At 57.8% G+C, this 13,615-nt stretch carries 4 protein-coding genes; all 4 read left to right on the top strand.

Going from position 1 to position 13,615, the window contains the following annotated elements:
- Positions 1 to 31: 31 nt before the first annotated feature.
- The 4 genes from ACFSJC_RS14135 (at position 32) to ACFSJC_RS14150 (ending at position 13,467) form a co-directional block, all read left to right on the top strand.
- The gene (locus ACFSJC_RS14135) at positions 32 to 385 is read left to right on the top strand and encodes a hypothetical protein (RefSeq protein ID WP_386027622.1); all 354 of its coding nucleotides are present in this window, start codon (positions 32 to 34) and stop codon (positions 383 to 385) included.
- 573 nt (positions 386 to 958) lie between these two features.
- Positions 959 to 11,713, top strand: a complete 10,755-nt coding sequence (locus ACFSJC_RS14140) for an O-linked N-acetylglucosamine transferase family protein (RefSeq protein WP_386027624.1) — start codon at positions 959 to 961, stop codon at positions 11,711 to 11,713.
- 240 nt (positions 11,714 to 11,953) lie between these two features.
- Positions 11,954 to 12,445: a hypothetical protein gene (locus ACFSJC_RS14145; protein ID WP_386027626.1), complete on the top strand. Its 492-nt coding sequence runs from the start codon at positions 11,954 to 11,956 to the stop codon at positions 12,443 to 12,445.
- A 203-nt stretch (positions 12,446 to 12,648) separates the two neighbouring features.
- Positions 12,649 to 13,467, top strand: a complete 819-nt coding sequence (locus ACFSJC_RS14150) for an O-methyltransferase (RefSeq protein WP_386027627.1) — start codon at positions 12,649 to 12,651, stop codon at positions 13,465 to 13,467.
- Positions 13,468 to 13,615 lie beyond the last annotated feature (148 nt).

Here is a 13,615-nt window from a genome sequence, read left to right on the forward strand (position 1 = left end):
GTTGTGCTGCTCAAAGAGATTGAAATTTATAATGGCCAGTCTTTCGCGTTTAATCGCTGATCTGAATGCCGCTACGCTGCAGATGCGAGATGCGGCGCTTGGTGATGATTGGGTGATGGTAAAAAGAATTCAGAAGCAGCGTGCCTTAATGGTTCAGGGGATTATTGATTGTGGATCTTTAGGTGAAACTGATCGGGTTCTGTTAGATCAGCTGAAATCAATTCGTGAAATTGAGCATTGCGTTTCTATGAAGGCAACCCGTAGAAAGGGGGCGCTGGGGCGATCGTTAGAAGATCTGCGGGCCGGATCTAAAAAAGGGGGAGGGAAAAAACGCTCGGTGGATTCTGCTTACGGGGTTGTCGCTGTCAAGAAATTGTCTGGCTGAAACCGATTTCGACGTCGGATGTTCGGGTTCTAAGGCTCCCTCGGTTTTCTGTCTTCCAAGGCTTGTGGTCTCATGACAATCCGGTGTCCCACCATGCATCCAGGCTTAGTCGCCGCTGACGTTGATCTCCAATGTTGCGCACAGCTCGGAACGCGTGCACAGTCCATCCTTTGCTCAGCAATCCAGGTGGACTTCACAGAACATCCCGTGCGAAGTACGCTGCCGTTTTTTCGATCTCAAGCTCACGCTTGAGTCGCGTATTTTCGGCGCGTCAGCACCGAGCGTTCTTCCATCTCCTTGGGCGCCACTTTGAGCACGCCAGGAGCGTCCTGCTTGCCATCCTTCACACACGCTCGTCTGCTCCTTGAGCTCGGCCGTGTACTCCTGCGTCGGAATCTTCATCTCCAGTGTGATTGACAGTCTACGCCACCGTTAGGACGGCTGAATTTCGAAGGGAACTCGCTCCCAAAATGACATCATGAGCACGGTGGCACTCCGCTCCGATCGATATCGACAAATGTTTGGGCATGAATAAGATACTTGCCAACCCAAGGTAGCCTCGAAGATTCCACCATGAAGACAACCGCTGGTCATGATGTCCTCGCGCAAGCCATTGTTCACCATGAAGCGGGTCGTCTGGAGGTGGCCGGACATCTGTATCGGGCCGTGCTGGAACTCGATGATGCGCATGTCGAGGCCCATCATCATCTGGGTGTGCTGGAGATCGAGCGCGGTCACATTGAGGCAGGGTTGAGTCATCTGCAGCAGGCATTGGAGGGTGCGCCCGAGACCGGCCATTACTGGCAGTCATTTGCCGAGGCACTGCTGTTGGCGGGACGGTCCGAGGATGCGCTGGTCGTCATTGAGCAGGCACTGACGAGCGGACTGGATACGCCCGCCGCCCATGATTTGCATGCGCGCATACAGGCCGAACGTGTCGATCCTGTCCAGGAGGCATCCACTGTCCTGGACTCTACAGTGAATCGGGAGTCGGACGCAGCTTCCAAGTATGAGTCAGGTGATCAAAGCGCAAGCGACACCCTTCTCGATGCGCTGCGGACGGGCCAACTCCCGCGCGCCAAAGCATTGGCGCGCGAACTCACGGAGGCCGATCCAACGAACGCCCTTGGCTGGAAGGTACTGGGGACTTTGCTGGTGCGCGATGACGAAAGCTCGGCGGCCCTGCCGGTGCTGGAAGAAGCCCATCGCTTAGCCCCCGAGGACGTGGAGATACTCAATAGTCTAGGGCAGGCCTATCGGGCGCTGGAACGACTTGACGAGTCTCTCGAAGTCTATGGCCGTGCCCTGGCGTTGCGGGCGGACCTCGCCGAGGTCTGGTACAACCAAGGTATTGTCCAACAGGAATTGGGTCGATTGGATGATGCTCTGGTCAGTTACAGTCAGGCTGTCAGGCTACGTCCAGGTCATGCCAAGGCGTACAACAATCTCGGGATGGTTCAACAAGGGCTTGGGCTGCTTGAAGAAGCGCTAGGCAATTATGATCGGGCGATTCGGTTGCATCATGATTATGCCGAGGCGTACGACAATTTTGGGACCCTTTTGAGGGAGCGGGATCGGTCGGAGGAGGCACTGGCCTGTTATGACCGTGCATTGAAGGTTTGGCCCGATAACGCCGAAGCGTTCAACAATCGGGCGTTAGTCCAGCAAGATTTGGGGCGGGTCAACGACGCCTTGCAAAGTTTTGACGCCGCGCTTGCGATCAAGCCCGGTTTCGTGGCGGCATGGAGCAACCGTGGCAATGTCCTTAAGGATCAGGGGCGTTTGGACGAGGCGCTTGCCAGCTATGAGCGGGCGCTGGCGATTCAGCCAGATTCGCTTATCGCGCGGCAGAATCGGCTTCTCTGTCTGAATTATCAGGCGTCCCTTTCACGAGAGACACTCTTTGCCGAGCATCAAGCATTCGAGAGCTGGCAGGCTGCCAAGATCGACCGGCTTCCGCCGGTCATTACACGAAATTCTGATCCAGACCGACGATTGCGGATCGGGTTCGTTTCGGCGGATTTTTGGCTGCATTCGGTGGCCTTTTTCCTGCTGCCCGTGTTGGAGCGCTTGGATCGTCAGTCCTTTGAGGTGTATGCCTATGCCACTAGCATCAAACAGGACGCGTTGACTCGGGAGTTTCGTCGGCAGGTGGATTGGTGGATCCCCTGTTCGAGAATGGGGCACGAGGCCCTTGCCGAACGGATTCGCGCCGACGAAATCGATCTTTTGCTGGACCTCAGCGGGCACACCAGCGGAAATGCCTTGCCAACCTTCGCTGCCAAGCCGGCGCCTGTTCAGGTCACATGGATCGGGTATCCCAATACCACCGGACTCTCGGCCATGGATTATCGGTTGGTGGATGCGATCACGGATCCGCCAGGCGAGGCCGATGATCTGCATACCGAGCGTCTGATCCGTTTGCCTGACGGATTCCTCTGTTATCGCCCCGTCGATCTGGAGCGTCCGCCCCCAGTCGCTCCGCCGCCTTGCCTGGAGGTGGATCGAATCACCTTCGGCTCTTTCAACAATCTTGCCAAGCTGACCGCGCCAACACTGGCTCTTTGGGTCGGGGTGTTGCGGGCCGTACCCGGCTCTCGGCTGAGACTCAAGAGCAGCTTTTCAGCCGATCTTTCGGTTTGGGAGCGAGTGATCGCGTACTTCGAGCGTCATGATATCGCTCCGGAACGCTTGGAGATTCTGCCACGCACAGCCTCTCAAAGAGACCATCTCGACCTCTATCAAGGCGTCGACATAGCCCTGGATACCTTTCCCTATCACGGGACCACCACGACTTGCGAGGCGCTCTTCATGGGCGTGCCGGTCGTTACCTTACTGGGTGATCGTCATGCTTCACGGGTGGGCGGGAGTCTCTTGACTCAGGTTGGGTTACCTAAGCTCATCGCCAAATCCGAGGATGACTATGTCCGCATTGCCGTTGATCTGGCCGCTGATCGAGAGCGGTTGGGCGCATTGCGTGCCGGTCTGCGCACCCGGCTGGAGCAGAGCCCCTTGCGCGACGAGGTCGGTTTCACCCGCACCCTGGAACGCGCTTTGCGGCGGATGTGGCAAATCTGGTGCGCGGGCGGTGAGCCACGGGTATTCGATATCAGTGAGCGCATAGATTCGAAGGAGACGTCTTTCGATCCGATTCAGGACCGGCCGCCTGTGCCGAACAAATCCGCCAGAAAACTTAAGAAAAAACAGAAAAAAAAGCACATTAAACATCATGCCGGAGTTCGCGAAGCGTCAGGGGATGGCGAGCGTCACGAACTGGCAACGCATGCGTCTCCAGGCATGGCCGAGAGGACCCTCGTCCTCGGTTTGTTCAGGCAAGAACACTATGCGGATGCGGAGGTGGCGGCGCGGCGACTGACCGAGCGCTATCCTCAAGCCATGTTTGGCTGGAAGGCGCTTGGGACCATCCTGATCAAGTCCAGTCAATATGATGCCGCGCTACCCATGCTATTGGAGGCAATCCGTCTGTCGCCAGGCGACGCGGAGTCGATTCATAACCTGGGGTTTGGACTTCTGGCGCTCGGCCGTTTGAATGAGGCTGTGGGATGCTTCAAGCGGGCCTTGGAGGTCAAGGAGGACTATGCGCTCGCGTATAACAATCTCGGTACGGCCTATAAGGATCTCGGCCAACTCGACGAGGCGATGGCGTGTTACGACCGTGCCCTAGAGATCGATCCGGAATATGCCGAGGCCTACTGTAATCGTGGTGTCGTCCTGGAGCAGGCCGGATCGCTGAACGAAGCCGTGACAAATTATCGCAAGGCGTTGGCGCTTCAGCCCCGTTACCCCCAGGTACAGAATAATCTGGGTAATAGCTATAAGAGTTTGGGGTGGCTGGATCAGGCGATCGCCTGCTATCGACAGGCATTGGACGATCAACCAGAGTTTGTCGCGGCATTCGAGAATTTATTGTTGTGCCTGAATTATCGAGTTGATCTCTCCTCCGAGACTCTCCTTGCCGAGCATCAGGCATTCGAGCGGCACATCGCGGATCAGGTGTTGCCATTGCCTCCAGTCGCGAGGGAGGGGCGCGATCCAGAGCAGGTCTTGCGGATCGGTTTCGTGTCGGGAGACTTCCGCCTTCACTCCGTCGCTTTCTTCCTGCTGCCGATCGTCGAACACCTTGATCGCGAGCAATTTCAGGTCTTTTGCTATTTCCGGGCGCATCAGCGGGACGCCGTCACCATGGAGTTCCGCCGGCTCGCGGACGTCTGGATCGATTGCGCGAGCCTGCCCGAGCAGGCACTCGCCGAGCGTATTCGCGCCGATGGCATCGATCTGCTGCTGGACCTGAGCGGCCACACCAACCCCAATGCGCTTTTGACCTTTGCAGCCAAGCCCGCACCGGTGCAGATCACCTGGATCGGCTATCCCAACACCACCGGCTTGTCGGCCATGGATTACCGTCTGGTCGATGCCGTGACCGATCCTGTGGGCGAGGTCGATGCCTATCACACGGAATGCCTCATCCGCCTGCCGCACGGTTTTCTCTGCTATCGGCCCTGGACCTCCGCCCTGGAACTCCCTGTGGGTCTGCCGCCTTGTCTCGGGACTGGACGCATCACCTTTGGTTCCTTCAATAATCTCGCCAAGCTCACCGATGCGACCTTAGATCTCTGGATCGATGTCATGCGTGCTGTGCCCGACGCTCAGCTCTTGCTCAAGAGTCACACGGCCTCGGACACCCAGGTGTGGGAGCGTTTGGTGACCTATTTCGGCGCGCAAGGTATTGCACCAGGGCGTTTGGAAATCCTCCCTCGCGCACCCTCCTACTTGGAACATCTGGAGCAATATCAGCGGATCGATATCGCACTCGACACCTTCCCCTATCACGGCACGACTACGACGTGCGAGGCGCTGCTCATGGGCGTCCCGGTGGTGACCCTGATGGGGGATCGTCATGCCGCGCGTGTCAGTGGCAGCCTGCTGACCCAGGCCGGTCTGCCCGAGCTGATCGCGCGATCCGCGTCCGAATACGTGGAGATCGCCAAGGGTCTGGCATGTGGTTCGGAGCACTTGACGGTGCTGCGCCAGGGGTTGCGCGAGCATCTCGAACGTAGCTCACTGCGTGACGAGGCAGGCTTCACCCGCACTCTGGAAAGCGCTTTGCGTCAAATGTGGCGCATCTGGTGCGCAGGCGAAAGGCCGCGCGTATTCGAGGTCGTCTCGTCGGATCGGAGTCCGGCGGATAAAAAAAAACACCTGAGCGAGGCGATAACGCCTGCTCCTGAAGAGAATCCGTGGGAATCTGTCGCGCCCGCGCTGGCGAATCACCAACCCTGTTCTCCCTCCCGAGCCGAGCAGGACGAGCTGATCGAGCGCTTCAATCAGGGGCGTTACGCCGAGGCCGAGGCCCTGGCGCGTGGACTGACCGAGCAGTATCCCAAGGCGATGTTCGGATGGAAGTCGCTCGGAACTATTCTGGTGAAATCCAACCGGCACGAAGCGGCGCTACCGCCTTTGCTGGAGGCCAACCGGCTGGCTCCCGGAAACGCCGAATGTCTCAACAGTCTGGGGAACGCCCTCCAGAATTTGGGCCGTTTGGATGAGGCCTTGACTTGCTTCAAACGGGCGCTGGAGAACGATCCGGATTATGCCGTAGCCTACAACAATCTCGGCGTCGTTCTGAGCCTCCTCGGGCGTTTCGACACAGCGGTGCCCGCGTTCGATCGGGCCCTGGCCATCGATCCTCAAGCGGACGACGCCCATCTCAACCGCGCCCTCGCTCTGTCCATGCTGCGCCAGCCGGACGAGGCATTGGACGCCTTCGCTCACGCCCTGAAGATCAGACCGGATTCGGTCGATGCGCTGAACAAGCGCGGTATTCTGTTACAGAATCTCGGACGCCTCGACGAGGCTCGCGCCAGTCTCGGTCAGGCGCTGGCCATCAAGCCCGATGCGGCGGACGTGCTCACCAATCTCGGTAACCTGTTCAAGTCACAGGCGCGTTTGGACGAGGCATTGGACTGCTATCAGCGCGCCTCGACGATTCAGCCCGATCTCGTCGAATCTTGGCATAACCGCTTACTCTGCCTGAATTACCACGCGAACATTCCGCGCGATCAGGTGTTCGCCGAGCACCGCGCATTTGAGCGATCCCTGGCCGCCACGGTTATTCCGCTTCCGCTCTTCACGATGATGGATCGAGATCCAGAGCGGCGGTTGCGCATCGGTTTCGTCTCGGGAGATCTGCGCCAGCATCCGGTTGCCTTCTTTCTGCGGCCTGTGCTGGAGCGGCTCGACCGCAAGCGCTTTCAGATCTTCTGCTACACCACGAGCTTGAGGCGCGACGACCTGACCCGAGTGTTGCGCGGCTTGACCGACGTCTGGCACGAGTGCGCGGGGCTGGGATCGCGTGCGATCGCCAATCGGATCCGGGCCGACGCCATCGATCTGCTGTTCGATCTCAGCGGTCACACCGAGGGGAACGCGCTGCTGTCTTTCGCGGCCCGGCCCGCGCCGGTTCAGATCAGCTGGATCGGCTACCCCAATACCACCGGACTCGCGGCCATGGATTATCGGCTGGTCGATGATCTGACCGACCCGCCAGGAGACGCCGATGCCTATCACTCGGAATGCCTGATCCGACTGCCCGAGGGATTTCTTTGCTATCGGCCATTGGAGGTCGCCCGGAATCTACCCCTCGCTCCATCCCCCTGCTTGGAGAACGGGTTCATCACCTTCGGTTCTTTCAACAATCTTGCCAAACTGACGCCGGACATGATCGATCTCTGGGGCGAGATTCTCGAACGGACGCCAGAATCGCGACTGCTGCTCAAGAGTCACACGGTCACCGAGCTCCAGGTCTGGAACCAATGGCTTGCGCGATTCAGCGAACGAGGTATCGACCTCGGACGACTGGAGGTGCTCCCGCGCGCCCCGTCCCACGAGGAGCATCTCGCGCAATACCAGCGGATCGACATCGCGCTCGACACCTTCCCTTACCACGGCACCACAACCACCTGTGAGGCGCTTTTCATGGGCGTTCCTGTCGTGACCTTGGCGGGAGATCGTCATGCCTCGCGGGTGGGAATAAGCCTTTTGACCCGCGTCGGTCTGCCCGAACTCATTGCAACATCTGCGGAAGACTATGTGCGTATCGCGGTCGATCTAACGACGGATACGAAGCGCCTGAGCGGTTTGCGCGCGGGACTGCGCGAGCGGTTGGAACAGAGTCCGTTGCGCGACGAGATTGGCTTCACTCGAACCCTTGAAGCCGCCTTGCGCCAGATGTGGCGAATCTGGTGCGCGGGCGAATCGGCGCGGGTGTTCAGCTTGGCGAACAATGGCGCCGTCATCGATCGAGGCGTTTCGATCGACCGCACCGAGCCATCAGGGCACGTGGATGCGACCCGAGGGGGCAGCGCATCCTCAGGGGGGCGGGGAGGCGAGCAGCGACAAGCGAGTAAACCGCGCAACCAAGATTCCAACGCTGATGTGGACTTGGCAAGGTCGCGGAAGCCCACGCCCTCGATATCATCCGAACAGAAGGCGGTGCTCAGGCATTTCGAGCAGGGCGACTATGCCAAGGCCGAGGCGGGTGCCCGGCGACTGACGAAACGCGATCCACAGGCGCTATTCGGCTGGAAGATACTTGGCGCCATCCACATGCAATCCAAACGCTATCAGGAGGCGTTGCCCATCTTGCTGGAAGCGAACCGCCTGGCCCCCGATGACGACGCGTGCATCGGCACCTTGGGCTCCGCTCTGCAACATCTCGGGCGTTTGGGGGAGGCGTTGGCGTGTTTCGAGCGTGTCGCGGAGATGAGACCCGACGACGCGATGGCGCAGAATACTCGGGGCATGGTTCTCTGCGATCTGGGGCGTTTCGCTGAGGCGTTGGGCTGTTACGATCGGGCGCTGGCCATCGCCCCGGATTCGACCGAGGTGCTCGCGAATCGTGGGTTTGTCATGCGCTTGATGGGGCGCGCCGAAGAGGCGCTGGCTTGCTTCGATCGCATCCTGAAAATCAATCCGGATGCCATTGATGCGCTGAACAAAGGAGCCATTTTGGCGCGCGAGCTTGGGCGTCTCGATGAGGCGCTCGGAAAATTGGATCGGGCGCTGGCCATCGCCCCGGATTACGCTGAAGCGCTGACGAACCGGGGCAATGTGTTAAAGGATCAGGGATGCCTTGACGAGGCGCTCGACTGCTATAACAGAGCCCTGGCAGTCAAGCCGGACTTGATCGTCGCCTGGCATGTCCGGTTGCTTTGCCTGAATTATCAAGTCGATCTGACTCCCGCACAGGTCTTCGCTGAACATTGTGCGTTTGAGCGAAACCTGGCGGTCAAGGTCGCTCAACTCCCGACCGTCTCGCCGACGGATCGGGATCCAGAGCGACGTCTGCGCATCGGCTTCGTCTCGGGCGACTTCCTGCAGCACTCCGTCGCTTTTTTTCTGATGCCCGTTTTGGAACACCTCGATCGTCAGCGATTCGAGGTGTTTTGCTATATGACGCGCCATCATCGGGACAGCTTGACTCAGGTGTTTCGAGGGTTGGCCGATGGCTGGAGAGATTGCTCAATGCTCGACGCCCAGTCGCTGGCCCGAAGGATTCGCCAGGATGACGTCGATCTCTTGCTGGATCTCAGCGGTCATACCAGCGGTAATGCATTGCTCGCCTTTGCGGCCCGTCCCGCACCGGTGCAGATCACCTGGATCGGCTATCCCAATACAACGGGACTCGCGGCGATGGATTATCGGCTGGTGGATGCCGTGACCGATCCTCCGGGAGAGGCGGATGCCTGCCACTCGGAACGCCTGATCCGGCTACCCGAGGGATTTCTCTGTTATCGCCCCTTGGATGGTGCCGCCGAGATTCCGGTCGGCCTCTTGCCCTGCCTGAAGAATGAGCGAATCACCTTCGGTTCATTCAACAATCTCTCCAAAATCAATGCCGCGACGATCAGGCTTTGGGCCGACGTGTTGCGGCGGGTGCCAAGGTCGCGGTTGCGTCTCAAGACGCCGACCACTACTGAACGCTGGATCTGGGATCGTCTGATTCTGGAGTTCGATGGGGCGGGCATTGCGTCCGATCGTATCGAGTTGCTCCCACGCGATCCAACCTATCTGGAGCACCTCGCCCAATACCATCATATCGATATCGCGCTTGATACCTTTCCTTACCAGGGTACGACCACGACCTGCGAGGCGCTTTACATGGGTGTCCCTGTCGTGACGCAGGTGGGCGATCGTCATGTCTCTCGGGTGGGGGCCAGTCTGTTGACGCGCGTCGGTTTGCCCGAGCTCATCGCGACCTCAGCGGACGACTATGTTCGTATCGCGACCGATCTGGCTGCGGATATGACGCGCCTTGGCGGTTTGCGCGAGAGTCTGCGCGAGCGGTTGGAACAGAGCCCACTGCGCGATGAGATCGGTTTTACTCGCACCCTGGAGGGTGTCTTGTACCAGATGTGGACGATCTGGTGTGCAGGCGAGCCGGCGCGGGTATTCGAGGTGACGCCAGCTAGACCACCAGTCGAGTCTGGCGGTAAAACGGATGGTCAGCCCAAAGAGGCGACAGTGATCGCGCTCTTCGAGCAAGGGCGCTTGACCGAGGCAGAGGTCGCCGCACGCGAATTGACCGAGCGCAATCCTGAGGCGATGTTTGGCTGGAAGGCGTTAGGAACCATCCTGGGTAAGTGCCATCGCAGTGAGGCCGCCGTGCCTATCTTGCGTCGGGCGCTCAAGCTAGCCCCGCGCGACGCCGAGACGCTCGATACCCTGGGCAAGGTACTACTGGATCTCAATCGCCTGGATGAGGCGATCGACTGTCTGGGGCAGGCCGTGGCGATCCGGCCCGATTTCGCCGTCGCACACAATAACCTGGGGAGTGTGCTCGAACGCCAGGGACATTTGACCGAGGCCATGGACAGTTATAGTCGCGCCCTGTCGATCTGGCCGGAGTATGCCGAGGCGTACAGCAATCTCGGCACCGTCCTGAAGAATTTAGGACGACTGGATGACGCATTGGCGTGCTACGAGCGCGCCTTGGAGATTCGGCCAGGCGCCGCCTCAATCCAGAGCAATCGTTTGCTCTGTCTCAACTATCAGGCGGACATCTCGCGCGAGCAGATCTTTGCTGAACATCATGCCTACGAGCGCCAGCACGCGGCACGGATCGAGCGGCTTCCCTCGACTGTGTCGGATCGAGACCCGGAGCGCCCATTGCGACTGGGACTGGTATCGGCGGATCTACGTTATCAATCCGTTGCTTTCTTTCTGCGTCCTATCTTGGAGCATCTCGATCGGCGTCGGTTTCAGGTATTTTGTTATTCCAAGAGCCATCGGCGCGACGAGCTGACCCTGTCCCTGGAGCGTCTCGTCGATAGTTGGTGCGACGGATCGGCACTGAGCGATGAGGCATTGGCCCGGCGTATCCAGTCCGATCGCATTGATATTCTTCTGGATCTCAGTGGCCACACCAGCGGCAACGCGCTTCCGACCTTTGCGGCCAAACCCGCGCCGGTACAGGTCACCTGGATCGGCTATCCCAACACCACCGGTCTCAGTGCCATGGATTACCGTCTGGTGGACGCTCTGACCGATCCGGTGGGAGAGGCCGATGCCTATCATTGCGAATGTCTGATCCGCTTGCCGGGCGGTTTCTTATGCTATCGCCCCGCGATCGAGGATTCTGACCTGTCGATCGGCTTGCCTCCGAGTCAGCGCAATGGGTATGTGACTTTCGGGTCCTTCAACACACTCGCCAAAATCAGTCCGATCACTTTAGACCTTTGGGGCAGAGTGTTACAGACGGTGCCGGAGTCCCGATTGCACCTCAAGAGCAGTCGGGCCGCAGACATCAATGCCTGGAGTCGCGTCTTGGACGATCTCGAGGCGCGAGGGATCGCGCGCTGGCGTATCGAGATCCTGCCCCTTGTCCAGTCGTATCAAGGTCATCTGGCGCTCTATCAGCATATCGATATTGCGCTCGACACCTTTCCCTATCAGGGCACAACGACAACCTGCGAAGCGCTCTTCATGGGCGTTCCCGTCATCACTCTGGCGGGAGACCGTCATGCGTCGCGTGTTGGTGTCAGTCTTTTGACTCAGGTCGGCCTACCCGAATTGATCGCCGCCTCTGCGGAAGATTATGTGCGAATCGCCAAAACCCTGGCCTCCGATCCGCAACGGCTCGCCAACATGCGTGTTAACCTACGCCAACGACTGGAGCAAAGCCCGCTGCGCGATGAGGTCGAGTTTACGCGCAGCCTGGAACAGGCATTGCTTGAGATGTGGCGTATTTGGTGCGCGGGCGAGCCTCCGCGTACCTTTGATCTAGGGTCTGATTCACTGGGTAAATGAAATCGACGCTCTAGGTGAGTTCCGGAAACATCCTGCCCGTAGTGGGTTGTTTGAGCGGAAACAGCGTCCGGTGTTTGAGTGACGTATTCGGAAAGGGTCGAATCCAGGCACCTTGTCTGACTGTTGCAGCTAGAAGTGTATGACTACGTGTTTGGTGAAACCCAAACGGCTTCTTATGCGATGTCTTCGTGGCGAGATTGCCTGATCATGACGATCCACTAACCCTGATTGAGGAAACTGATGAACCAAAATCGTTGGCCGATTCAACTCGCCGCCTATCCTTACGCCCAGCCACTTCTGATCGGTTGGCAGATCGCCGATCACTCTGGTGATCTCCATTGGCCGGAGTACGAACAGGCACTCAATGCCTATCTTGCGTCCCAAGATGAGACTTGCTCCGTCGGTGAGCGGCGTGAATGGCTAAACAAAAGCCTTGACCAGTTTCGCGCCCTGGCTGCGAAGGGTGACAGTCACATTGGCACGGGGCTCGCTTTAGTTCGATTGAATGCCGAGCTGGGCGATCGCCAGGCGGCGATGGATGCGATCGAAAAAATACTGCAGGTAATGCCTTGGCTGGCCGATCCATTGCCAGATGAGTTGCAAATCCAAATCAATCGTCCTTTTTTGGCGCCCATCGCAAGCTTTGACGGTCGGTTTGTTCAGGGCGATCTGGGCCAGTGGTTGCAGACGGCAATTATGGACGCCTTGGCTGTGCTGGATAAGAACGGATGATTTTGCGTGCGATTGCTGATTGACGTTCGCCTAGTGAGGCACTGGCGTTTGGATTTTTAGCCGTAATCAAAACGATTTTGCGGGCAAGTGCGTGCGGAAAAGTAAGTGATTCAATCCGTTCAATGCTTTTATCTGCTTCGGTCTTTTATGGAAGGCTGGCGAAAGACAATATCGATCAGGGGATTTGACAGGAAAATCATCTCATGACGAAGAATTCGCTCAATCAAGCAATTTTTTCGGCCTTGTCGAAAAGAGATCTTCCTGATCTGTTGCGTCTAATCGAGAAGGGTTTGGCGAGCGGGCATGATTGGCAAGGGCTTAATGTCAATATAGCCAACCAGATGGTCGAACTGTTTCCATGGGATCTTGTTCGTAGTCTCCTACCTCGGGGGAGTTTGATTTTGCATGAGAGCGGTTGGGTGCGCTCCTTGCGAGAAAGCCGTCCGGTCAATGTCCAGGGAGACCCCGTTCCCTGGTTTACCTATCCAGCCATCGATTTTCTCGATGATATGACTCACTCAAGTATGCGGGTATTCGAGTGGGGAAGCGGAACATCGACCATCTGGTGGTCGCGACGGATTCAGTCGATCTTTTCGGTTGAAGATCATGCCGAATGGTATCGATCTATGAAGCCTGTTCTGCCTTCAAATGCAACTATTATTTTTGCTGAGGAGGGTCGGTATGTTCATGCGATAGAAGCCGTTGGTGGAGATTTCGATATCATCGTCATTGATGGATCTTATCGAGATTCCTGCTTTGAAAAAGCAAAAGACTTTGTAAAGGCCGATGGTTTGATTATTTTCGATAATTCGGATCGCGGTGAGCATAACGATTTATTTGTCCGAGCAAAAGCTAGTGGATGGAATCGGCTAGATTTTTGGGGGTTGACGCCGTCCTATCACTATAAAAACTGTACGTCCGTGCTCTTTAGAGATGTGTCCGCCATTCAGTGCCGAAATGTGCCGTCCGCTCATCAGGCAAGCGCTGGACTGTCCTGCAGTCAAGCGCTAGAAAGAATTTAGTCCAGTGTTTGCGGAATGATAAATCTATTTGTTACGTCCCGTGTGATTATCTGCCTCGACGGAGCTATCCTGTGTTCCGAGCCCGCGAGGTGCTAGAGCACTTGAGCCATAAAGTAGCCACGCGCGGAAATCACAGTCATCCTGCTGA

It is taken from the genome of Thiorhodococcus fuscus (assembly GCF_042682685.1).
Taxonomy (GTDB): domain Bacteria; phylum Pseudomonadota; class Gammaproteobacteria; order Chromatiales; family Chromatiaceae; genus Imhoffiella; species Imhoffiella fuscus.